Annotated in this window: 21 protein-coding genes; 13 read left to right on the plus strand and 8 right to left on the minus strand. The window is 66.7% G+C overall.

What is annotated here, in order from left to right:
- The first annotated feature begins 35 nt into the window (after window positions 1-35).
- Entirely contained in the window at window positions 36-1,088 is a 1,053-nt protein-coding gene (locus tag QOL57_RS09400; RefSeq protein ID WP_089236847.1) for an NAD(P)-dependent alcohol dehydrogenase, read from the plus strand.
- Between the two features lie 131 nt (window positions 1,089-1,219).
- Here QOL57_RS09400 and QOL57_RS09405 read toward each other — a convergent pair whose 3' ends face one another.
- Entirely contained in the window at window positions 1,220-2,584 is a 1,365-nt protein-coding gene (locus QOL57_RS09405) for a glutamate--cysteine ligase (RefSeq protein WP_089236849.1), read from the minus strand.
- A 152-nt stretch (window positions 2,585-2,736) separates the two neighbouring features.
- Here QOL57_RS09405 and QOL57_RS09410 point away from each other — a divergent pair, with 152 nt between their 5' ends.
- From QOL57_RS09410 to QOL57_RS09420, 3 genes are all read left to right on the plus strand, one after another.
- On the plus strand, window positions 2,737-3,441 hold the full coding sequence (locus QOL57_RS09410; protein WP_089236851.1) for a VIT family protein: 705 nt from the start codon (window positions 2,737-2,739) through the stop codon (window positions 3,439-3,441).
- Window positions 3,438-4,262, plus strand: a complete 825-nt coding sequence (locus QOL57_RS09415) for a helix-turn-helix transcriptional regulator (RefSeq protein ID WP_089236853.1) — start codon at window positions 3,438-3,440, stop codon at window positions 4,260-4,262. Before QOL57_RS09410 ends, QOL57_RS09415 begins: the two co-directional genes overlap by 4 nt.
- A 653-nt stretch (window positions 4,263-4,915) precedes the next feature.
- The gene (locus QOL57_RS09420; protein WP_089236855.1) at window positions 4,916-5,890 is read left to right on the plus strand and encodes an MBL fold metallo-hydrolase; all 975 of its coding nucleotides are present in this window, start codon (window positions 4,916-4,918) and stop codon (window positions 5,888-5,890) included.
- Window positions 5,891-6,008: 118 nt separating this feature from the next.
- Here the strand turns inward: QOL57_RS09420 and yihA are convergent, their stop codons facing one another.
- A complete protein-coding gene (gene yihA, locus QOL57_RS09425) occupies window positions 6,009-6,611 on the minus strand; it encodes a ribosome biogenesis GTP-binding protein YihA/YsxC (protein ID WP_025878662.1) in 603 nt (200 codons plus the stop codon).
- A gap of 155 nt (window positions 6,612-6,766) precedes the next feature.
- On the opposite strand from yihA, the gene QOL57_RS09430 reads away from it, so the two are divergent.
- The 4 genes from QOL57_RS09430 to QOL57_RS09445 all read left to right on the plus strand — a co-directional run bounded on the left by QOL57_RS09430 (window position 6,767) and on the right by QOL57_RS09445 (window position 10,033).
- Entirely contained in the window at window positions 6,767-7,564 is a 798-nt protein-coding gene (locus tag QOL57_RS09430) for a c-type cytochrome (protein WP_089236857.1), read from the plus strand.
- 106 nt (window positions 7,565-7,670) lie between these two features.
- Window positions 7,671-8,321 carry a thiol:disulfide interchange protein DsbA/DsbL gene (locus tag QOL57_RS09435; protein WP_089236859.1) on the plus strand — a complete coding sequence of 217 codons (651 nt, stop codon included), beginning with the start codon at window positions 7,671-7,673 and terminating at the stop codon, window positions 8,319-8,321.
- A gap of 106 nt (window positions 8,322-8,427) precedes the next feature.
- Window positions 8,428-9,243 (plus strand): thiol:disulfide interchange protein DsbA/DsbL, encoded by an 816-nt coding sequence (locus QOL57_RS09440; protein WP_089236861.1) that lies wholly within the window; start codon window positions 8,428-8,430, stop codon window positions 9,241-9,243.
- Window positions 9,244-9,295: 52 nt separating this feature from the next.
- Window positions 9,296-10,033, plus strand: a complete 738-nt coding sequence (locus QOL57_RS09445) for an endonuclease/exonuclease/phosphatase family protein (RefSeq protein ID WP_218946652.1) — start codon at window positions 9,296-9,298, stop codon at window positions 10,031-10,033.
- A gap of 112 nt (window positions 10,034-10,145) precedes the next feature.
- On the opposite strand, the gene QOL57_RS09450 is transcribed toward QOL57_RS09445, so the two are convergent.
- A complete protein-coding gene (locus QOL57_RS09450) occupies window positions 10,146-11,021 on the minus strand; it encodes an EamA family transporter (protein ID WP_089236864.1) in 876 nt (291 codons plus the stop codon).
- A gap of 72 nt (window positions 11,022-11,093) precedes the next feature.
- Here QOL57_RS09450 and QOL57_RS09455 point away from each other — a divergent pair, with 72 nt between their 5' ends.
- From QOL57_RS09455 to fhuE, 3 genes are all read left to right on the plus strand, one after another.
- The gene (locus QOL57_RS09455; protein ID WP_089236866.1) at window positions 11,094-11,567 is read left to right on the plus strand and encodes an Lrp/AsnC family transcriptional regulator; all 474 of its coding nucleotides are present in this window, start codon (window positions 11,094-11,096) and stop codon (window positions 11,565-11,567) included.
- A gap of 43 nt (window positions 11,568-11,610) precedes the next feature.
- Window positions 11,611-12,180 (plus strand): M23 family metallopeptidase, encoded by a 570-nt coding sequence (locus QOL57_RS09460; protein ID WP_089236868.1) that lies wholly within the window; start codon window positions 11,611-11,613, stop codon window positions 12,178-12,180.
- 178 nt (window positions 12,181-12,358) lie between these two features.
- Window positions 12,359-14,494 (plus strand): ferric-rhodotorulic acid/ferric-coprogen receptor FhuE, encoded by a 2,136-nt coding sequence (gene fhuE, locus QOL57_RS09465; protein WP_089236870.1) that lies wholly within the window; start codon window positions 12,359-12,361, stop codon window positions 14,492-14,494.
- Window positions 14,495-14,641: 147 nt separating this feature from the next.
- On the opposite strand, the gene QOL57_RS09470 is transcribed toward fhuE, so the two are convergent.
- Together QOL57_RS09470 and QOL57_RS09475 are read right to left on the minus strand one after the other, a co-directional pair.
- Window positions 14,642-17,506 (minus strand): TonB-dependent receptor, encoded by a 2,865-nt coding sequence (locus QOL57_RS09470; RefSeq protein ID WP_089236872.1) that lies wholly within the window; start codon window positions 17,504-17,506, stop codon window positions 14,642-14,644.
- Between the two features lie 258 nt (window positions 17,507-17,764).
- Window positions 17,765-18,172: a biopolymer transporter ExbD gene (locus QOL57_RS09475; RefSeq protein WP_025878672.1), complete on the minus strand. Its 408-nt coding sequence runs from the start codon at window positions 18,170-18,172 to the stop codon at window positions 17,765-17,767.
- A 151-nt stretch (window positions 18,173-18,323) separates the two neighbouring features.
- Between QOL57_RS09475 and QOL57_RS09480 the strand changes: the two genes are divergently transcribed.
- Complete coding sequence (locus tag QOL57_RS09480) at window positions 18,324-20,309, plus strand: transglycosylase SLT domain-containing protein (protein ID WP_089236874.1); 1,986 nt, start codon at window positions 18,324-18,326, stop codon at window positions 20,307-20,309.
- A gap of 119 nt (window positions 20,310-20,428) precedes the next feature.
- A complete protein-coding gene (locus QOL57_RS09485) occupies window positions 20,429-21,649 on the plus strand; it encodes a multifunctional CCA addition/repair protein (protein WP_089238106.1) in 1,221 nt (406 codons plus the stop codon).
- A gap of 43 nt (window positions 21,650-21,692) precedes the next feature.
- Here QOL57_RS09485 and QOL57_RS09490 read toward each other — a convergent pair whose 3' ends face one another.
- The 3 genes from QOL57_RS09490 to QOL57_RS09500 all read right to left on the minus strand — a co-directional run bounded on the left by QOL57_RS09490 (window position 21,693) and on the right by QOL57_RS09500 (window position 22,976).
- On the minus strand, window positions 21,693-22,127 hold the full coding sequence (locus QOL57_RS09490) for an SseB family protein (RefSeq protein ID WP_049467432.1): 435 nt from the start codon (window positions 22,125-22,127) through the stop codon (window positions 21,693-21,695).
- 87 nt (window positions 22,128-22,214) lie between these two features.
- Window positions 22,215-22,574, minus strand: a complete 360-nt coding sequence (locus tag QOL57_RS09495) for a transcriptional regulator (protein ID WP_089236876.1) — start codon at window positions 22,572-22,574, stop codon at window positions 22,215-22,217.
- Window positions 22,575-22,637: 63 nt separating this feature from the next.
- Complete coding sequence (locus tag QOL57_RS09500; RefSeq protein WP_089236878.1) at window positions 22,638-22,976, minus strand: hypothetical protein; 339 nt, start codon at window positions 22,974-22,976, stop codon at window positions 22,638-22,640.

Genomic DNA, 22,976 nt, shown 5'->3' on the forward strand with positions numbered 1-22,976 from the left:
AAACGCCTTTCGACAAACCCTGCCAAGGATTCCCCATGTCCCTCGCCCGTGGTTACGCCGCCCACACCCATACCGACCCGCTGGTGCCCTTCGAATTCGAGCGCCGCGCGGTTGGCCCGAACGATGTGCGCATCGAGATCCTGTACAGCGGCATCTGCCATTCCGACCTGCACCAGGCCCGCGACGACTGGGGTGGCTCGATCTATCCGATGGTGCCGGGCCACGAGATCATCGGCCGGGTCACCGAAGTCGGCAGCGAGGTCACCCGCTTCAAGGTCGGCGACCACGCCGGTGTCGGCTGCATGGTCGATTCCTGCCGCCATTGCGATGCCTGCCAGCACGACCTGGAGCAGTACTGCGCCGAAGGTGCGACCTGGACCTACAACGGTCGCGAGCGTGAAAGCGGCGCACCGACCTACGGCGGCTATTCCGACCACGTGGTGGTCGAGCAGCGCTTCGTGGTCAAGGTCTCCGAAACACTGGACCTGAAGGCAGCCGCGCCGCTGCTGTGCGCCGGCATCACCACCTGGTCGCCGCTGCGCCACTGGAAGGTCGGCCCGGGCCAGAAGGTCGGCGTGATCGGTCTGGGTGGCCTCGGCCACATGGGCGTGAAGTTCGCCAAGGCGCTCGGCGCGCACGTGGTGATGATCACCACCACCCCGGAAAAGGGTGCCGATGCCAAGCGCCTGGGCGCTGACGAAGTGCTGGTTTCGCGCGACGCCGACCAGATGAAGGCACACGCCGGCAGCTTCGACTTCCTGCTCAACACCATCCCGGTCGGCCATGACACCAACCCGTACATGGGCCTGCTCAAGCGCGAAGCGACCATGTGCCTGGTCGGTGTGCTGACCGAACTGGACCCGCCGTTGACCGGTGGCAGCGTGATCTTCGGTCGCAGGAACCTGACCGGCTCGGCGATCGGCGGCATGGCCGAAACCCAGGAGATGATGGACTTCTGCGCCGAGCACGGCATCGTCAGCGACGTGGAGATGATCGACATCAAGAACGTCAACGAAGCCTGGGAGCGCATGGCCAAGAACGATGTGCGCTACCGCTTCGTGATCGACATGGCCACCATCAAGGCCTGATCGCTGCGCTGATGGAATGAAAAAACCCCGGCATTGCCGGGGTTTTTTTGCGTACGCCCCCCCGCCGGGCATGGCCCGGCGCTACCGGATTCGTGGCGGGTAGCGCCGGGCCATGCCCGGCGGGCGCATTTTCAGTACGCGAACTCGCGGAACACCGGATCCACGTCACCGTGCCAGCGGCCATGGAACAGCGCCAGCTTGCGCTCGGCCGGGGTCAGGCCGGACTCGACGATTTCCTGCAGCACGTCCAGGAACTTGCTTTCATCCTGGCCATCGGCATTGCGCGCCGCACGGCGCTTGAGCCCATCCACCGAAATCTTCACCGCCTCGCGGGCGAGGTCGCGCACGGTGCCACCGCGGAACGGCAGGCCCATCGCGTGCTTGGGCACCTCATCACGCAGCGCATGGCGCTCGGCCATGCTGAAGTCACGCACCAGATCCCACGCCGCATCCAGCGCCGTGTCGTCGTACAGCAGGCCCACCCAGAAGGCCGGCAGCGCACACAGGCGGCTCCACGGGCCACCATCGGCACCGCGCATTTCCAGGTACTTCTTCAACCGCACTTCCGGGAACGCGGTCGTGGTGTGGTCCGACCAGTCGCGCAGGGTCGGCAGCTGGCCCGGCAGCACCGGCAGCTTGCCCTGCATGAAGTCGCGGAAGCTCTGCCCGCTGGCATCGTGGTAGATGCCATCGCGGTAGGAGAAATACATCGGCACATCGAGCAGGTAGTCGACATAGCGCTCGTAACCGAAGCCGTCCTCGAACACGAAGTCGAGCATGCCGGTACGGTCGGCATCGGTATCGGTCCAGATGTGCGAGCGATAGCTGAGGTAGCCGTTCGGCTTGCCTTCGGTGAACGGCGAGTCGGCGAACAGTGCGGTGGCGATCGGCTGCAGCGCCAACGACACACGGAACTTCTTCACCATGTCCGCTTCGCTGGCGTAATCCAGGTTCACCTGCACGGTGCAGGTGCGGGTCATCATGTCCAGGCCGAGCGAACCGACCTTGGGCATGTACGAGCGCATGATCTTGTAGCGGCCCTTGGGCATCCACGGCATTTCATCGCGCGTCCACTTCGGCTGGAAGCCCATGCCGAGGAAACCCAGCCGCAGTTCGCCGGCCACCTGCGCCACTTCATTGAGGTGGGTGCCGGTTTCCACGCAGGTCTGGTGAATGGTTTCCAGCGCCGCACCGGACAGCTCCAGCTGGCCCGCCGGCTCCAAGGTCACCGAGGCGCCATCACGCAGCAGGGCGATGGTGTTGCCGTTCTCCTGCACCGGCGTCCAGCCGAAGCGGACCAGGCCGTTGAGCAGGGCCTCGATGCCGCGCTCGCCATCGAAGGTCGGCGGACGCAGGTCATCCAGGCGGAACCCGAACTTCTCGTGCTCGGTACCGATGCGCCACTGCGAACGGGGCTTCTCGCCGGAGGCGATCTCCGCCACCAGTTGCGAGCGGTCGGTAATGGGCGTATCGGCGACGTGGCTGGGGCTCGACAAGGGGGTGGCTCGCTGGACGGTGGCAGGGGATGTGGGGCTGGGAGCCTTGCATCGCAAGGGCGCACTATAGCGTGGCGGCTCGTTACGTCATGCGACGGTGACGGGTTTCAGCATCCTACCGACACCCTCTTGACCCTCGTACACTCAGGGCCATGAGCCGCCATTCACGACATCCTGAACTGCACCGCGCCGATCGCGTCGGCTGGCTGCGTGCCGCCGTGCTGGGCGCCAACGATGGCATCGTCTCGGTCGCCGGCCTGGTGGTCGGTGTGGCCGCCAGCGGCGCCTCGGCCAGCACGATCCTGGCCACCGGTGTGGCCGGTACCGTGGCCGGTGCGATGTCGATGGCCGCCGGCGAGTATGTGTCGGTGCAGACCCAGGCCGATACCGAGAATGCCGATCTGGCGATGGAGAAGCGCGAGCTGCACGAAGACCCGCACAGCGAACTGGACGAGCTGACCGCGATCTATCGCCACCGCGGCCTGGAGCCGGCGTTGGCACGGCAGGTCGCCGAGCAGCTGACCGCCCACGACGCGCTGGGCGCCCATGCGCGCGACGAACTGGGCATCACCGAGGAACTGCGCGCGCGACCGTTGCAGGCCGCACTGGCTTCGGCCGGTGCCTTCACCTGTGGTGCCGCCCTGCCGGTGCTGACCGCGCTGCTGGCACCAGTACAGAACGTCGCCACCGCCACCACGGTCAGCACGCTGGCCGGCCTGTGCCTGACCGGCGCGATGGCAGCGCGCGCCGGTGGCGCGTCACCGACGCGAGGTGCCCTGCGCGTGATGTTCTGGGGTGCGCTGGCGATGGCCGCTGCAGCTGCGGTCGGCCGCCTGCTGGGCGCGCACGTCGTATGACCGGCATGCCCCCCACTGCCATGGCACTGCTGGCGGAGATGGCCAGCCTGGCCGGCTGCCAACGCGCCGAAGGCTACGCCTGCATCACCGCCCGCCGCGAACATGGCGCCAGTTCGGTGGAAATACCGCAGCCGCAGTTTGCGATCCTGCTGGAAGGCCGCAAGCAGGTGCGTACCGCACACCAGTCACTGACCTTCGTCCCGGGCGACATCCTGCTGATCACCCAGCGTTGCCGCATCGACGTGGTCAACACACCGGACCCGCAGACCGGCCGCTACCTCAGCGCGATCGTGCCGCTGTGCACGGAAGTGCTGGCGGCGGCGCGCACGCTGTGGAGCGAAGCCTTGCCGACGGCCGGACCGGCGCTGGCACGGCAGGCGTTGAGCGATCACGCCACGGCGCTGCGCAGCTGGCGGCAGTCGTTGCAGGATGGCCGCTACAGCGAAGCACGGCTGGCCCTGGCCACGCTGGTGCTGGCGTGGTGCCGGCAGGGCCACGGCAACCTGTTGTTGCCGCACGCACCGACGCTGGGCGAACAGATCCGCGACCGCATCGCCGCCGAACCGGCACGTGACTGGCAGTCACGCGACGTTGAAGCACACTTCGCGCTGAGCGGCGCGACCCTGCGCCGGCGGTTGGCGGCTGAGGCCACCAGCCTGCGCCAGCTGCTGACCGAAGCGCGCCTGGCCCACGGCATGCAGCTGCTGTACACCACCGACCTGCCGCTGAAGACCGTGGCAGCGCGCGCGGGGTATCGCTCTGCAGCGAGCTTCAGCAAGCGCTTCGCCGAGCAGTACGGGCTGGCTCCTACCGACATCTAGGGTTGTTCAGCAGGGCTGCGCCCTGCACCCGCAGAGGCTCTTCAAGCAACGGCAACAGCAAAGGCCAAAGCGGCATTCCGTGGGATGGCGGGGCACTGTGGGTTTGCGGGGACGCCGTGAATCCGTCCATGGAGGCTTGGTCGCCGCATCCATGCGGCTCACACCCCGCAAACCCACAGTGCCCCGCCTTCGACAGTTTCCTGGTGGCCAGTAGATCCACGCCATGCGTGGATGATTTCCTCCACCTCCATTCGATTCATTTCGATGATTCCGAATTGAATTCGAAGAGCATCCACCCATGGCGTGGATCCAAGGTCGACACCCACCAAGAGCAGGTCATGCCATCCCAACAGATCGCGGGAATCTGTCGAAGGCGGGGTGGGTCCGGTTGCGGGGGCGTGAGCCGCATGGATGCGGCGACCGAGCCTACATGGACGTACTTGCAGCGTCCCCCGCAACCGGACCCACCCCGCCATCCCACAGGAAACCCGGCTTTTGACGTTGACGTTGCTGCTGCCTCTGCGGGTGCAGGGCGCAGCCCTGCCGATACCCCCCCTTGAGCATTCCGCGCAGCGGTTTGAGCGCCGCACGCACGCGCAACGCGGCAGGCTGTGCGCACCGGGCCTGCCCATCACTCATCGAGAAGAACCGCCATGACCCTGTGCCACCTGCCGCTGCGCACCGCCCTGCTGCTGGCCCTGTCCTCCCTGCCGCTGGCCGCGCTGGCCGAGGCCACCTCGCCCGCCCCCACCCAGCAAGTGCCGGGTGTACAACACCAGCGCATCGGTGCGCTGCAGGTCACCGCCCTGTTCGACGGCGTGGTCGCGCTCGGCCGGCAGGAAGTGGTGGATGTGCCGCCAACGCTGGTCAGCCGCCTGCTCGAAGGACGCTACGTGCCCGAAGACAAGAAGGGCCTGCAGACCGCGATCAACGCCTTCTTGGTGCGCCAGGGCAAGCACCTGACCCTGGTCGATGCCGGCACCGCGCAGTGCTTCGGCCCTGACCAGGGCCAGGTGCTGGGCAACCTGCGCGCGGCGGGCGTGGACCCGGCCGAGATCGATGAGGTGCTGCTGACCCACGCCCATCCCGATCACCTGTGCGGCATCCTCGATGCACAAGGCAAACCGGCCTATCCGAATGCGACGGTGTGGCTGTCCAAGGCCGATGCCCGCTACTGGCTCGACCCGGCCAGCGAAGCTACGGCGCCGCAAGGCGTACGCTTCGCCTTCGCGCTGGCACGCAATGCGGTGGCGCCGTACCAGGCCGCTGGTCGCCTGCACACCTTCCAGCCTGGCGACGCCCTGCCCGGCCACGCGGTGGCGATGGATACCCACGGCCACACGCCGGGGCATGTGTCCTATCGCTTCGACAGCCAGGGCCAGTCACTGCTGGTGTGGGGCGATGTCCTGCATTTCCACGCAGTGCAGTTCGCACACCCGGAAGCGGCATTCGAGGCCGATTCGGACCGCAAGGCGGCTACGGCCAGCCGTCGCAGCCTGTTGCAGGAAGCCACCGCCAAGGGCTGGTGGGTCGCCGGCGCGCACCTGCCCTTCCCCGGGCTGGGTCACGTACGCAGCGAAGGCAAGGCGTATGCGTGGGTACCGGCGGAGTTCTCGCCGTTGAAATGACCCTGTGTAGAGCCGAGCCCATGCTCGGCCATCAGGGTCTCGCCGCGCTACGCGCGGCAGCCGAGCGTGGGCTCGGCTCTACAAACGTGTCGCCGGGCAAGGCCCGGCGCCCTGTTCCTTATTCCAGCCCCAGCCAGCCGCCGATGATGCCGCGGGCTTCATCCACGCCGGTACGGGCCGAGCCGGAGAACACCTGCACGCTCACCGTATCGCCGAACGAAGAATGCAGTTCCTTGCGCACCTTCTGCAGGGTCTGCATCTGCTGGCTGCGGCTGAGCTTGTCGGCCTTGGTCAGCAGCGCATGCGCCGGCAGGCCACGCTGCACGGCATAGGCCAGCATCTGCCGGTCGTAGTCCTTCAGCGGATGGCGGATGTCCATCACCACCACCAGGCCCTTCAAGGCCTCGCGGGTGCGGAAGTAGCGGTCGATGAAGGCCTGCCAGTGCGCCTGCAGGTCCAGCGGCACCTTGGCGTAGCCGTAACCGGGCAGATCGACCAGGTGGGCGTCTGGGGTGACCTGGAAGAACACCAGCTGCTGGGTCCGGCCAGGGGTCTTGGAGACCCGGGCCAGGCTGTTCTGGCGGGTCAGCGCGTTGAGCGCGCTGGACTTGCCGGCGTTGGAGCGACCTGCAAAGGCCACTTCAGAACCTTCATCGGGCGGCAGCTGCCCCATGTTGTGGGCAGAGAGGTGGTATTGGGCGCGTTCGATGAGCAATGACATGCGCATAGGATCGCATGTTGCGGCGCCGCGCGCCCGGCCCGGGGCCTTCCAGCGGGAAAATGCTGCACTGCTGCGTTGACCGTGTACGGAAACGGCGTTGATAATCCGGGCGATGCCGGCCGCCGCCGCCCGGCCGGTCCATACGGAGCTTCAGCATGCGCCACGCTCGCGTTCTTGCCGTATCCGCCCTTGCTACTGCCGTTGTTGCCGCTGCTGCCTTTGCGCAGACCACGCTGACCCCGCTGCCCGACAACGGCCCGATCAGGACCGCCTCGCTTGAGGTGGATTTCAGCAAGACCACCTGGGGCGACGCCAAGGCCGGCCAGACCAAGGCCACCGCGTGTGCCGCCTGCCATGGTGCCGATGGCAATTCCACGGTGGAGATGTATCCCAGCATCGCCGGCCAGAGCGAGCGCTACGTCGCCCAGCAGATGGCCCTGATCGCCAACGGCCAGCGCAGTTCCGGCGCCGCCGTGGCGATGGTGCCCTTCGTGCAGAACCTCACTCCACAGGACATGCGCGATATCGGCGCGTTCTTCGCCACCCAGAAGGCCAACGCCGGCATCGCCGACGACACGCTGGTGGCCGAGGGCCCGTACAAGGGCATGAAGTTCTACCAGATCGGCCAGCAGCTTTACCGCGGCGGCGACGCCCAGCGCGGGCTGCCGGCCTGCATGGCCTGTCATGGCCCCAGTGGTGCCGGCAACCCCGGCCCGGCCTACCCGCACATCGGCGGCCAGCACGCCAGCTATGTCGCCCGGCGCCTGCAGGAATACCAGGCCGGGCAGACCAACGAGACCGACAAGGCGCACTTCCAGATCATGGCCACGGTGGCGCAGAAGCTGACCGAGCAGGAGGTGCAGGCCCTTTCCAGCTACCTGCAGGGTCTGCACAACAAGGCCGACGACCTTGCCGCCGAGAGCGCTTCGACGCGACCGGCTGCCGCCCCCTGACCGCCACTGGTCGGCGCGGGTCGCCACGACGGCCCGTCGCTGCGGTATGTTTCCTTCACGCCGGCGGCTGCGCCGGCGTTGTCATTTTCAACGGAGATGCGTGTCGATGAGGTTGATTCCCCGCCTTCTGCTGTCCCTGCTGGTGCTGCTGCCGTTGGCGGCCTGCGCCGCCACCCCCGCCAACGCCCCGCTGGTCGAAGGCAAAGACTACGAGCGCATCGCCCAGCCTGGCCCGTTCCAGCCGCTGGCCGGCAAGATCGAAGTGGTCGAGGTGTTCGGCTACACCTGCCCGCACTGCGCCCATTTCGAACCACAGCTGGCCGCCTGGGCCGCCAAGCTGCCGGCCGACGTGCGCTTCACCCCAGTCCCGGCCGCCTTCGGCGGTGCCTGGGATTCCTGGGCCTTGGCCTACTACGCCGCCGACGAAGTGGGCGTGGCCAAGCGCAGCCACGCCGCCGTGTTCAAGGCTCTGCACGAGGACGGCACGCTGCCGATGCAGAACGTCTCGGCCGATGAGCTCGCCAGCTTCTACAAGGCCTACGGCGTGACCCCGGAGCGCTACACGCAGGCCCTGCGCGGCGAGGCGGTACAGAAGAAGGTCGATGCCGCCCGTGCCTTCGCCCAGCGCACCCAGGTGCCGGGTACCCCGGCCATCATCATCAATGGCCAGTACCTGGTCCGTGGCAAGAGCTTCGAGGACCAGCTGCGCATCGCCTCGGCGCTGATCGCCCAGGCCCGCGCCGCCCGCGGCCGCTGAACCAACGCACACCATCGACACGGCGCTGTCGCCGCCGCATGTCATCATTTCCCTCTGGCCGGCGCCTGACGCCGGCCCCACCTTTCCAGATGCTGGAGACGTTTCCATGAAGACCCGTTTCGCCGCCCTCGCCCTCGCAGCGCTGCTGCCGATCCTGGCGGCCTGCAAGGCCGACGATGGCACCGCCAACACCTCCGCCCCGGCAGAACCGGCCGCGACCCCGGCCAGCACCGAACCGGCTGCGCCGGCCGCGGGCAGCGAAGCCGCTGCTCCGGCTGCCGAAGGTGACAAGACCGACGCCGGCGCCGCCCCTGCACCGACCACCGCCGCGCTGACCGGCCCGGCCCCGGTGGAAGGCGCCGACTACCAGCTGATCCCGAACGGCCAGCCGTTCCAGCCGGCGGCCGGCAAGGTCGAAGTGGTCGAGATCTTCGGTTACGTCTGCCCGGCCTGCGCCGCGTTCCAGCCGCTGGTCGGCCCGTGGAAGGCTGGCCTGCCGAGCGATGTGAACTTCGTCTACGTGCCGGCCATGTTCGGCGGCACCTGGGACAACTACGCCCGTGCCTTCTACGCCGCGCAGACCCTGGGCGTGCAGGAGAAGACCCACGAGGCGCTGTACTCGGCCATCCACTCGCAGCAGACCCTGAAGGGCGAGCGCGGTGCCGATTCGGTTGATGACATCGCCAAGTTCTACGGTGCCTACGGCGTGGATCCGAAGCAGTTCGCCGCCACCATGGGCAGCTTCGCGGTCAATGCCAAGACCAACTCGGCCAAGCAGTTCGCCCAGCGCAGCCAGATCAGCGGCACCCCGTCGATCATCGTCAACGGCAAGTACCTGGTGAAGGGCAAGAGCTTCCCGGACATGCTGCGCATTGCCGACCACCTGATCGCCCGCGAACGCGGTGCAGCCCAGGCCCACTGATCAAAGAGACGTTTTCCCGGCCGTGACTTCCCCCACAACACGGACCCTGCGCTTGCTGACGGCCAACATCCAGGCCGGCTCGAGTACCCGCCGCTACAGCGACTATGTGACCCGCAGCTGGTCACATGCGCTGCCGGCGGGTCGCAAGCGCAGCAGCCTTGACGCGATTGCCACTCTGGCGCGCGGTCATGACATCGTCGGCCTGCAGGAGGCCGACCCGGGCAGCCTGCGCTCGGGCTTCACCAACCAGACCCATTACCTGGCCCAGCGTGCCGGCTTCAATTACTGGAGCCACCAGCCGAACCGGCGCATGGGCGGTGTCGCATCAAGTGCCAACGGCCTGCTGAGCAAGCTGGAACCGGTGGAAGTGCAGGACCACGCCCTGCCCGGCCGCATCGGCGGGCGCGGCGTGCTGCTGGCCAAGTTCGGCGATGGCCGCGATGGCCTGGCCGTTGCGGTGGCCCATCTGTCGCTGGGCGCAGGCTCGCGGATGGCCCAGCTTGGCTTCATCGCCGAGCTGTTGTCGGACCATCCCAATGCCGTGCTGATGGGCGACTTCAACTGCCTGGCCGAACGTCCGGAAATGCAGGTGCTGTACCAGAAGACCCGCCTGCAGCCGCCCGGCTGCATCGTGCCGACCTTCCCCAGCTGGCGCCCCGACCGCGCCATCGACCACATCCTGGTCAGCAGCGGTCTGCAGACCCGCAACGTGGAGGCGGTACCGGCTGCGTTCTCCGACCATCTCGCCCTGGCAATGGCGATCGACGTCCCCGCCGACGCCCTGCGCTGAATGCTTCTGGTAGGTGCCAACCTCGGTTGGCACGCTGATCTGGTGGGTGCGGAACGTTGCTCGTGGGTGCGGACCGTTGGTCCGCACGCTCTCAGCCGGGCATGGCCCGGCGCTACCCCGCCTGCGCCACCGGCACCTTCAACCGCCTTGCCGTCATCGTGCTGCCCACCGAGGCCAGCACCGTGCAGCCGATCGCCAACCACTGCAGGCCATGCAGGTGCTCGTGCAGCAGCAGCATCGCCCACAGCGCGGCCACCGCCGGTTCCATGCTGATCAGGATCCCGAAGGTCTCCTTCGGCAGGCGCTTGAGTGCCATCATCTCCAGCGACATCGGGATCGCGCTGGACACCAGCGCCACCACCAGCCCGGCCAGCAGGATCTTCGGTTCCAGCAACGCCGCACCGGCATGCACCACGCCCACCGGCACCACCACCAGCGACGCGGCCAGCAGCCCCAGCGACACCGAATGCCCGGCATGCAGGTGGCCGGCGCGCTTGCCGAACACGATGTACAGGCCCCAGCAGGCCGCCGCGCCCATGGCGTACAGCACGCCCACCGGGTCCAGAGCCGGGCCGCCGCCGATCGGCAGCAGCAACAGCAGCCCGACCGCCGCACAACCCACCCAGAGGAAATCGATCGGTCGCCGCGACGACAGCATCGCCACCGTCAACGGGCCGGTGAATTCGATGGCCACCGCAATGCCGAACGGGATCGTGCGCAAGGCCATGTAGAACAACAGGTTCATCAGGCCCAGGGTGAGGCCGTAGCGCAGGATCGTGATCGCATCCACGCGGCTGGTCTTCCAGCGCCACGGCCGCCAGAACAGCAGCAGCAACAGCGCCGAGAAGCCCACGCGCAGCGCGCTGGTGCCCTGCGCACCGATCAACGGGAACAGCTGCTTGGCGTAGGAGGTGCCGATGGCCAGTGCGGTGACTGAGCCGAGCACCGCCAGCGCCGGCAACATCGGCGCGATTCGAGAAGTCTGCATGCCGCCAGTCTATTGCGCCGGCGGCGAGCACTTGGCTCAATTGACGGCCCGTCCGTGCAACTTCTGCTCACCATGGCCACCGCCCCTGTGCTGGACAGCTTCGACCGCGCCATCCTCGCCCTGCTGCAACAGGACAACACCCTGCCGCAGCGGCAGATCGCCGAGGCCGTGCACCTGTCGACCCCGGCCGTGCAGCGGCGGATCAAGCGCCTGCAGGACAGCGGCGTGATTGCCGCCAACGTGGCCGTGATCGATGCCACGAAGATCGGCCGGCCGCTGACCATCATCGTCGAGGTGCGCGTGGTCAGCGAACAGCGCGAGAAGGTCGCCCCGTTCCGCCGCCGCGTGCAGGACGATCCTGCCGTGCAGCAGTGTTACTCGATCACCGGTGATGGTGATTTCCTGCTACTGCTCTCGGCGGCATCGATGGAGGAGTACGAGGCGATCACCGAGCGCTTGTTCGGTGCGGATGACAACATCGAGCGCTTCCGAACGTCCGTGGCGCTGGGCACGTTGAAGCGCGGCTTCGACGTGCCGTTGTCATAGCGCAGATGCGTTCGAGCATGGCCTGCTCCTACACTGGCAACGCATGAACAGCCCTGCCCCCTCCAACGCCAAGCGTCTGCGCCGCTGGTTGCTGCGTGGCGCCATCCTGCTGATCCTGGTCATCGCGGCGATGGCCTTCTGGAACAGCCCGTGGGCCGCCGCACCGAAGATGCTGTGGACGCTCTCGCGCATGCCGCCGGCCACGGAGCTGCCGGTGCCGGTGGACGGCGTCCGCCCGCGCCAGATCGCCGATACCTTCGGAGCACCACGCGGGCGCGACCGCACGCACGCGGGCATCGACATCTTCGGCAAGCGCGGCACGCCGGTGCGCAGCGCTACCCCCGGCGTCATCGCCGACATCCGCGACAGCGGCCTCGGTGGCCGCCAGGTCTGGGTCATCGGGCCGGGGCGCGAACGCTACTACTACGCACACCTGGAAGACTGGGCCGATGGCCTGGCGCACGGACAGGTTGTGCAGCCCGGCGACCTGCTCGGCCATGTCGGCGACAGCGGCAACGCCAAGGGCACGCCGCCCCACCTGCATTGGGGCATCTACGGCGCCGATGGTGCCCGCGACCCGTTGCCGCTGCTGCAGGGGCCGGACACCCGCTGACTGCGGCGCGGGTCTGGCCTTGGAGTCCTGCGTTCACCATTTGTAAATGGGAATAGTTCGTATTACCATTTCTTTCGTTTCCGGTGGTGCCAGGACGGCCTGCCCGCCCTTCCCCTACCCGTAGCGCCTCGCCTCCTGGATGCCGGCAGAACGCGCGTGCCCGTCCAGGAATCCCCCGATGATCCGTCCCGCCTTCCGTCCCCTGCAGCCGCAGCGGCTGTCCGCTGCCGTGTTCGCCGCACTCTGCGTGGCCACCGCCCCGGCCGCTTTCGCCGAAACCGCCGCCGACCCGACCACCCTCGACAAGGTCGTGGTGAAGGGCGAGCGCGCCGAAGGCTATTCGGTGCGCCGCACCTCGGCCGGTACCCGCTTCGACCTGGCGCCGCGCGAAATCCCGCAGTCGGTCAGCATCATCAGCCACCAGCGCATCGAAGATCAGAAGCTGGACGACATCATCGACGTGCTGGGCAACACCACCGGCGTGACCAGCACGCAGTCGGACAGCGAGCGCACCGAGTTCTACGCGCGCGGCTTCTACATCGACAGCTACCAGTTCGATGGCCTGCCCACGCAGATGGTGCAGAACTGGAGCTACGGCGACTCCGGCCTGGACCTGGCCCTGTATGACCGCGTGGAAGTGGTGCGCGGCGCCACTGGCCTGCTCAGTGGCGCCGGCAATCCGTCGGCGTCGGTGAACCTGATCCGCAAGCACGCCGACAGCGCCGAGCTGACCGGCAGCGTGTCGGTGAACGTCGGCAGCTGGGGCCGCACCCGCACCACCGTGGACGTGGGCAGCGCGCTCAACGCCAGCGGCACCGTACGCGGCCGCGTGATCGGCAGCTACCTGGACACCGACGCGCAGATGGACCGTTACAACCAGCGCAAGACCCTCGGTTATGCGGTGATCGATGCCGACCTGACCGCCGATACCCAGCTCAGCGTGGGCTACGACTACCAGCACAAGAAGGCCAGCGGCGCGACCTGGGGCGGCTTCCCCATGTGGTACGCGGACGGTAGTTCAACCCACTACCCGACGTCGTTCAATCCCTCGCCGGACTGGACCTACTGGGACACCACCAGCAAGCGCGCCTTCGCCACCCTGCAGCACGCGTTCGGCAATGGCTGGAAGTTCAAGATCGGCGCCACCCACGATCGCACCCAGGCCGATGACAAGCTGTTCTATCCGTCCTACACCGCCTTCGACAAGACCACCGGCGCAGGTGTAACGCCGATGGCCGGCTTCTACAACACCGAGCGCAAGGTCGATGGCATCGACGGCTACATCGATGGTCCGTTCCAGCTGTTCGGTCGCGAGCACCAGTTCATGGCCGGCCTGAGCTACAACAAGCGCGAGTTCGCCAACTACGGCGATTTCCAGATGGGCGGCCCGGGCTGGAACCCGTTCGATACCTACCTCAACTGGACCGGCAACATCCCCCAGCCGAACTGGAACCCACTGGCACTGGCCAGCGAAGGCACCATCACCCAGAAGGCCGGCTACGTGGCTGCGCGGTTGTCACTGACTGATCCGCTGAAGCTGATCGTCGGTGCGCGCTACACCGACTGGAAGAGCGAAGACGAAGGCAATGATCGCTCGCACAAGGTCACCACGCCGTACGCCGGCCTGGTCTACGACATCAACGACACCTACTCGGCGTACACCAGCTACACCGAAATCTTCCAGCCGCAGACGCTGCGCAACAAGCAGGGCAGCTACCTGGATCCAGTCGATGGCAAGAGCTACGAAGTGGGCGTCAAGGGTGCCTGGTTCGACAACCGCCTGAATGCCTCGCTGGCCGTGTTCCGCATCGAGCAGGACAACGTCGGCCAGGCCACCATGGACAAGGTGGATGGGCAACAGAATGAAACGGCCTATGTGGCCGCACGCGGCACGGTCAGCCGTGGCTTCGAGTTCGAGTTGAACGGCGAACTGGCACCGGGCTGGAATGCCACCTTCGGTGCGTCGCGCTACGTGGCCAAGGACATCAACGACGCCGACATCAACACCAACCTGCCGCAGACCGCGCTGAAGCTGTTCACCAGCTACACCCCGCAGTCGCTGCAGGAACTGACCGTCGGTGGTGGTGCCAACTGGCAGAACCGCATCTACTACGCGGCGCCGGTGGTGGGTCGTTTCGAACAGGAAGGCTATGCGCTGGTCAGTGCGTTCGTGCGCTACCGCATCTCGCCGGAATTCAGCGTGCAGGCCAACCTCAACAACCTCCTGGACAAGAAGTACTACTCGCAGATCACCGGCTACGGTGCGTATGGCGATGGTCGCAACGGTTCGCTGACCTTCACCTGGTCGTTCTGAGCAGGCGCGGGGCACGATCGCCCCGCACCTGTAGAGCCGAGCCCATGCTCGGCTGCCTTTCGCAACGTTGTGGGCGATCGAGCCGAGCATGGGCTCGGCTCTACCTCCACATGGGGACGCCGGGCTGAGCCCGGCGCCGTCCCCTCATCAGAACCGCAGGTCCGCGCGCAGGTACCAGTAACGGCCACGCGGGATGTCGTAGGTGGAGGCGTCATAGCCGTTCAACGAGCACGACAGGCAGATCGGCGGATCCTTGTCGAACACATTGTTCAGACCGGCCGTCAGCTGCAGCCCCTTCATCCAGTCGATCTTGTAGCCCACCTGCGCGTCATGGAAGGTGGTCGCCGACAGCGTGTTGGTGCCGGCAGCCTGGTTGCTGCACACCGGGAATGCCACGGCGTCACCGCAGTCTTCGGTCAGTTCGGAAATATGGCGTACCGTCCAGTTGGCGCTCCAGTTGTCCAGCGTCCAACCGATGCTGGCGTTGCTGGTCCATTCCGGAATCGAACTGTCAGCCACTTCCACGCCGGGCTTCTGCGGCTGCCGCTGGCCGGCCGCACCGGTGGCCTCATAGCGACCGACGAAGGTGTTCTTCCAGCCCAGCTTGAACTGGCCGATCGAGCTTTGCGGCAGGGTCCAGAACAGATCCACATCCCAGCCGTCGGTCTTGATCGAACCCAGGTTGGTCAAGCGGTTGTTGAAGCTGCTGACCGCACCGGTGCTGGCACGGGTGATGCCATCGCAGTAGATCGGGTCCAGCGTATCCACGCATAGGTCCAGCTGGGTCTGCGCGTTGATCGCCTGGATCGCGCCATCGATGTTGTGGCGGTAGAAGGTCACTTCCACGTCGAAGCGCTCCGACCACGACGCATCGTTGCCGAACCAGGGGCTCCACACGAAGCCGGCACTGAAGCTGCGCGACCGCTCCGGTTCCAGCTCGCGGTTGCCGCCGGTGGTCACCGAGATCTGCGAGTTGGCCTGCTGGAAGCCAGTGGGCACGCCCAGCGAGGCACAGTTGGCCGCACTGCCGCGCGGCGGTGTGCCGCCCAGGCCCACCGAGCACGGATCGAACAACTGCAGGTCGGCGCGCGCAGCCGAACCGTACAGCTCACCGATCGACGGTGCGCGGAAGCCTTCGGCGTAGGTGGTGCGCAGCACGAAGTCATCGGTCACCTGCCAACGCAGGCCGTACTTAGGCGTGAACTCACCACCGAAGGTCGAGTAATCCGAGTAGCGGCCGGCCAGGCTCAGGTCCAGCTTCTTGCCCAGTGCCGAGTCGGCGAAGATCGGCACGCTCAGCTCCAGGTACGCTTCATTGACGTCGTAGGAACCGGACGTCGGCTGTGACGGTACGCCGTTGTAGTGGCCGATCACCGTCAGCGGGTCAGGCTGGTACGAGCCTTTGTATTTGCGGTGTTCGAGGCCGGTGGCGAAGGACACCGGGCCGGCCGGCAGGGTGAACAGATCGCTGGACAGGTTGGCGGTGAACAGGCTCAGCTCGTTCTGGCTGCGGTCGCGCACCACCGGCTGGATCCAGCGCAGCATGTCCGGAGTGATCGAACCTGCACCACCGAAGATGTTCAGCGGCACGCAGCCTGGCGTGGCCGCGCACACCGCCGGATCGCCCAGCGCCATGTTGACGTTGTAGATGTTGTAGCTGCCGTAGTTGGTCTGCTCGGCCTTGTTCTTGCTGTACATGCCGTTGACGTCCCAGTACCAGCTGCGGTCGGCTGCCTGGAAGTTGCCGACCAGGCCGGTGGCGAAGTACGTGGTATCCACCTGCTGCTCGAACACGCGCGCGCCACCTTCCACCGGGCGGCGACCGATCAGGCTCATGTTGCCCGATGACACCAGGTCGAAGCCGAACGGGTTGTACGGGTTCAGTGCCGAGACCACGATGTTGTCGGCCAGCGGATTGCCGGTGGCGCCATCGGGACCGAAGAACAGCGGCTCCGGGCCGGCCTGGTTGGTCGACTCGCGGCGGTTGCCCAGTGCCTTGACGTACCACTGCACGTTGTCGGTGATGTCGAAACGGAACTGGCCGAACAGGCCCTTACGCTCCGACGGCGTCAGCACCATGTTGTACTCGGCGAAGTTGAAGCGGTCGGCGCTGGTGAAGCAGTGGTAGTCGTCGGTGCGGTTGCAGCCGGCGCTGCCGTCGTAACGCGGGCTGCTCACGCCGGTGTTGGGCACGATGTCCTGTTCGGCACCGGTGTTGGGATCGACGAAGGCAAAGCGTCCCTGCGGAATGCCGCCGCTGCCGAAGGCCAGGCCGGTGCCGGGAATCGGGAAGCGCGACTGCTCGCGGTCCTTCGCATACACCGGGTCCTGCTTGGTCCAGCTTGCCCCCAGGAACAGGCTGTAACGGTCGCCGCTCTTGCCCCAGGCCAGGTCCACGCCCTTCTGCGTGCCATCGCCCTTGCCGTACTGGCCATAGTTCAACGTCACCTGGCCGCCATCGAAATCGCGGCGGGTGATGATGTTGACCACACCGGCGATGGCATCGGAGCCATACAGCGATGACGCGCCGTCCTCCAGCACTTCGATGCGTTCAACGATGGCCAGCGGAATGGTGTTGAGGTCGGTGGCCGAGCCCACGCCCGAGGCCGAGGATTCGTTGACCCAGCGGATGCCATCGACCAGCACCAGTACACGCTTGGCACCCAGATGGCGCAGGTCCACCTGCGCCGAACCCGCGCCGACGCCACTGCCGTCGGGCGGGAAACCGAAGTTGCCCGACGAATTGAATTTGGCATTGAGCGCCGAGCCTGAGCCGGTGAGCTGTTGCAGCACTTCACCGATCGAGGTCAGGCCGGTGCGTTCGATGTCGGCGCGATTGAGGGTCTGGACCGGCACCTGGCCTTCCACTTCAGCGCGCTTGATGCGGGTGCCGGTGACTTCGATCGCGTCCAGATTGGTGGTGGTCGATTGGGCAGCAGCACCCATCGGTGCCAGGGCGGTCACGCACAGCGCGACGGCAACCGCCAAGGGGCGGTGGTGCAGGTAATTCATTCGCTCTCTCTCCAAAGGAATGTCGGGACATGGACTGCCGCGCTCCCCCCTGCATGGCGGCAGCGTCTCCTTTGTAAACAAGCGGTAAAGATCGCGGCGTGATGCCCGACACTCTTTCACGCAGATTTGACGATTCTGAAAGCAGATAACGTCATTTGGCTACGTATTCACCGAAGGCGGCGATCTACATCGGCGCGCTTCCGAGAGCCTGCTGCCCTAGTGCGGCCCTCCCTATGGAAGGCCGCACCGGTCAAGCCATCACTGCACGAACGCGATGCGTTGCATGCCGGTGGCCTCGGCGGCGGCCAGGATCTTGGCCATGCCGTCGTACTCGGCCGACGGATCGGTGCTGATGCGCAGCTCCGGCAGGTTGCCGGCATGCTCACTGGCCTGCGCCTGCAGGCGCGACTGCAGATCGCCGATGGCCATCGGCTGCCCGTCCCAGCTCAACTGGCTGGACGCATCCAGGCGCAGCTCGATCGGCGGCGGTGGCTCGGGGCGATCAACCACGCGATCGGTGGCCTGCGGCAACTGCACGTTGATCGGCCGCGACAACATCGGCGCGGTCACGATGAAGATGATCAACAACACCAGCATCACATCCACCAGTGGCGTGACGTTGATGTCCGCCAGTGGGCCGCTTCTTCCTGCGCTACTGAATGCCATGTGCCGCTCCCTGCAGCAGGGCCGGTCGCCCCAGCCCAAACCTACGCCGGGCAGCCGCCCTCGCGGCAGTGCGGATCACATCATCATTCAGCTGTCGTTGCCCTCTGCTGCCGTGTACGCAATGAGAAACTGAATTCAGCCACTGCCCGCTATGCTGGTCGCCATGACCCGACGATCTTCGACCGCCCTGTCCCTGCTCCCGCTGGCCACCACGCTGCTGATCGGCTGCGCGAGTGCCCAGTCCCTCGATGCCCAGAACGCCCAGTTGAAGGCCGCCATCGCGGCTGCCGAACGTGGCCAGTTCGATCCCGGCCAGGCCGCCGCGCTCAGCCGCCATCCGGCGTATGGCTGGCTGGAGTTCGCCAACCTGCGGCGCAACATCGACACCGTCGATACGGCGCAGGCGCAGGCCTTCCTCAAGCGCTACCAGGGCCAGGCCGTGGCCAACAGCTTCCGCAGCGCCTGGCTGCCCTCTGTAGCGCGCCGGCAGGACTGGCCGACGCTGCTGGCCAACTGGGTGCCGACCGACAACCTCGGCCTGCGCTGTGCGCAGCTGACAGCGCGCCAGGCCACCGGCAAGGTGGACCCGCAGTGGATCGGTGAAGCCCAGGATCTGTGGCGCAAGAACGGCAAGTCGCTGCCCGATGCCTGCGACGCCGTGTTCGCCGTGCTGCAGGCGCAGGGTGGCATGAGCGATGCCCTGCGCTGGGAGCGCATCGATGCCGCTGCCGATGCCCAGCAGCCGGCGGTGATGCGTTCGGCCGCACGCGGCCTGCAGGCGGGCGATCTGGCGCTGGCCAACACCTACGCCGCCTTCGTCGACAAGCCCAACGCCAGTGCCCTGAACTGGCCGCGCAACGAGCGCAGCCGGCGTATCGCCACCGACGGCCTGGCGAAGCTGGCCAAGGCCGACCCGGACGCCACCGAACAGCAGCTGCCGCAGTACGCGCAGGCGCTGGGCCTGAGCGCCGAACAGCAGGGCCAGGTGCGTTACCAGATCGCCCTGTGGACGGTGGCGTCCTACCTGCCCGACTCTGCCCGCCGTTTGAATGCCGTACCCGATGCGGCCTACGACGAACGCCTGCACGAATGGCGCGCACGCGAAGCGATGTCGCGCGGCGATTGGCCGGCGACGTTGGCAGCGATCCGCAAGATGGGCCCGACCCAGCGCAACGATTCGCGCTGGCGCTATTTCGAAGGACGCATGCTGGAAAAGACCGGGCAGGCACAGCAGGCGCAGCCGCTGTTCCGCGAAGCCGCACGCGCGCCTACCTTCCATGGCTTCCTGGCGGCCGACAAGCTGCAGCAGCCCTACACGCTGTGCCCGTGGAAGCCCAACGACAGCGCGCAGGCGCAGGCCGTGGTGGCCCGCGATCCGGCCATCCAGCGCGCGATGGCGCTGTACCAGATCGACCGCGCCGGCTGGGCGGTGGCCGAATGGAACAACGCACTGTCGCGCTTCGATGACACCCAGCGTCGCCTCGCGGTACGCGTGGCGCAGGACAACGGCTGGTTCGACCGCGCAGTGTTCTCCCTCGGCAAGCAGAAGCAGGAACAGCGCCTGTACGACCTGCGCTTCCCATTGCACCACGACGCCACGATCCGCCGCGAGTCGGCGCGCAATGCGCTGGACCCTGCCTGGGTGGCCGCTGAGATCCGTGCGGAAAGCGTGTTCAGCCCACGCGCGCGTTCGCCTGCCAACGCCATGGGCCTGATGCAGGTGCTGCCGGCGACCGGTGCCGGCGTGGCCAAGTCCATCGGCCTGACCGGCTACGGCGGCGCTGACAGCCTGTACGACCCGGACACCAACATCGCCATCGGTACCGCGTACCTGCGGCAGTTGATGAACAAGTACGAGGGCCTGCCCTACGTGACCATCGCCGCCTACAACGCTGGCCCGACGCCGACTGCACGCTGGCAGACCCAGCGCCCGGGCTTCGATCCGGACCTGTGGATCGAGACCATCAGCTACAAGGAAACACGCGAGTATGTTGCCCGCGTACTGGCCTTCAGCGTGATCTACGACTGGCGCCTCAATGGCGACGCATTGCCGCTGAGCGACCGCCTGATGGGCCGCCTGGTGGACAAGCGCAAAAGCTTCACCTGCGCCGCCAACGCCGACCAGGGCGGCGATTGATCGCCCGCCTTCTGTAGAGCCGAGCCCACGCTCGGCTGCTGTTCTGTCCGGTAGCGCTACCGCCTGAGCAGCCGAGCATGGGCTCGGCTCTACAGGTCGGGCATGCGATGATCCCGACCATGAAGATCTATCTTGTTGGCGGCGCCGTGCGCGACCGCCTGCTGCAGCGCCCTGCCGGCGACCGTGACTGGGTCGTCGTCGGCGCCACGCCCGCGCAGATGGAAGCGCAGGGTTTTACCGCCGTGGGCCGTGATTTCCCCGTCTTCCTGCACCCGAAGACCGGCGAGGAATACGCGCTGGCGCGCACCGAACGCAAATCCGGCCGTGGCTACCGCGGCTTCGTGGTCGATGCCGATCCGGCGGTGACGCTGGAAGAAGACCTGCAGCGCCGCGACTTCACCATCAACGCCATTGCCTGCGATGAAGACAGCGGCGCGCTGGTCGATCCCTATGGCGGCGCACGTGACATCGAGCAGCGCGTGCTGCGCCATGTCGGTCCCGCCTTCGTCGAAGACCCGCTGCGCGTGCTGCGTGCGGCGCGCTTCATGGCCCGCTTCGCCTCGCTCGGCTTCGCCGTCGCGCCGGAAACCATGGCGTTGATGCGCGAGATTGCCGCCAGCGGCGAGCTCGACGCACTGGTGCCGGAACGTGTGTGGCAGGAACTGCGCAAGGCACTGGTGTGCGAACGCCCGTCCGCGTTCCTGCGGACTCTGCACGAGGCACACGCTCTTGGCCCCATCCTGCCGGAACTGGAAGCGTTGTACGGCGTACCGCAGCGCGCGGAATTCCATCCGGAAGTCGATACCGGCGTCCACCAGGAGATGGTCAGCGACATGGCTGCGAAGCTGGCGCCCGGCGATGATCTGGTCGGCTTCGCTGCACTGACCCACGACCTCGGCAAGGGCCTGACCCCGCCCGAGGAATGGCCGCGCCACATCATGCACGAACAGCGCGGCATCAAGCCGCTGAAAGCACTGTGCGCGCGCCTGAAGATTCCAGCCGAGCACCAGCAGTTGGCCGAGGCTGTCTGTCGCGAACACTTGAACGTGCATCGCATCGACGAGCTGCGCGATGCCACCGTGCTGGAACTGCTGGGCCGCTGCGATGCACTGCGCCGGCCGGAACGGGTGGCCCGCATCGCGCTGTGCTGCGAGGCCGACAAGCGCGGTCGGCTCGGTTTCGAGGACAGCGACTACCCTCAGGGCGAAACGCTGAAGCGCCTGCACCAGGCGGCGTTGTCAGTGCAGGCACGTGATCTGGATACCACCCATTTGAAGGGTCCAGCCATTGGCGAAGCGCTGGCCAAGGCGCGTGTGAAGGCGATCGCCGCCGCCCGCTGAAGCACTTGGTAGTGCCGGCCGCTGGCCGGCAACCACAGCTTTATCAGTGCGCCATCCCACGCGTAATCGCCGCAGCACGTTCCTTCAGCTGCGCCACCGCGTCGGGGATCATCTCCATGCCCACGTCCAGGCCCGGGTTCAGCACCAGGCCGACGCCCTCGCCGATGCCTGACAGCAGCGCATGCACCGCGATGGGCATGGCATGGGCAAACTGCGGCAGCTGCTCATGCCAGATTTCCGCGCGCTCGGGCGCAGTGAACACCGCGAACATCGGCTCCCCGCCTTCGCTGGTCAGCACCAGCGGCGAAATGCTCTCGTCCCAGGCACCGTCTTCACCGATGGCCTTGTCCAGCAGTACGAACACCGGCGCGGTCAGCAGGCCATCGAGGAACTGCGAGGCCGTGAGGGTTCCATCCTGGGCCTGCAACAAGCGCACTTCCAGGTCGTTGGCGGGTTCGAACGGCGTTTCGTGGTCCATGGTGGGTTCCGGTACGTGATTGCTGGCTGCAACTTTAGCAGGCCCTGCACAAGGCTACGTACACCCCATCCCGCACCAGGATGAACCTCAGCGGCCGATCAGGCTTTCCGCTGGAATGCCCAGGTTGCGGTGCAGGTTGCGGATCATCTCCAGGGTCAATCCACGCTTGCGATTCAACACCTCATACACGCGGTTGAGCTGACCAATGGAGGGCACCAGGTCCTTGACGGTCAGACCGCCCTGCTCCATGCGGAAGCGGATTGCCTCGATGGGATCCGGCAGCTCGATCGGGTAATGCTTCGCTTCGTAAGCCTCCACCAAGGTGGCGAGAATCTCGAAGCGGTCGCCTTCTTCACTGTCCAGGGCGGGTTCGTTGTCGATATATGCCGATATCTCGCCCAATGCGATCTCATAGTCGCTTTCGGTGCGAATAGGACGAATGTTCATGGAAGCTCCACGGGGCCAGCGCCAGTCCGATCATAGTCCGCAAGGGGTACTTCCGGTATACGGTCAGCCTCCACCGTGTCCCATCCGCCACACCCACCCCGCCACTGCCAGCCCGGCCACCACCACCAGCATCACCGGCAGGCCGAAGCGATGCCGCCAGGGGATCGGCACCCCGCCAAGCTGCTGGTCCATGCTTTCGGTATCCAGCACCCAGCCGTGCTCGCAGCCGGTGCAGGCCAGCTCGTAGCGGCGCTGGTAGACGAAGCCGAACAGCAGGTCGATGCGCGCCATCTTGTAGCGCAGCTGGGGGGCGAATTCGGTTTCAGCCTGGCAGCGCAGGCAGTGGTGGGACTCGGTCGGGCCGACGATCATCACCCTCTCGTGTTGGCCGATCAGCAGCAT

The organism is Stenotrophomonas sp. yr243, assembly GCF_900184195.1.
GTDB classification, from domain to species: Bacteria; Pseudomonadota; Gammaproteobacteria; order Xanthomonadales; family Xanthomonadaceae; genus Stenotrophomonas; species Stenotrophomonas lactitubi.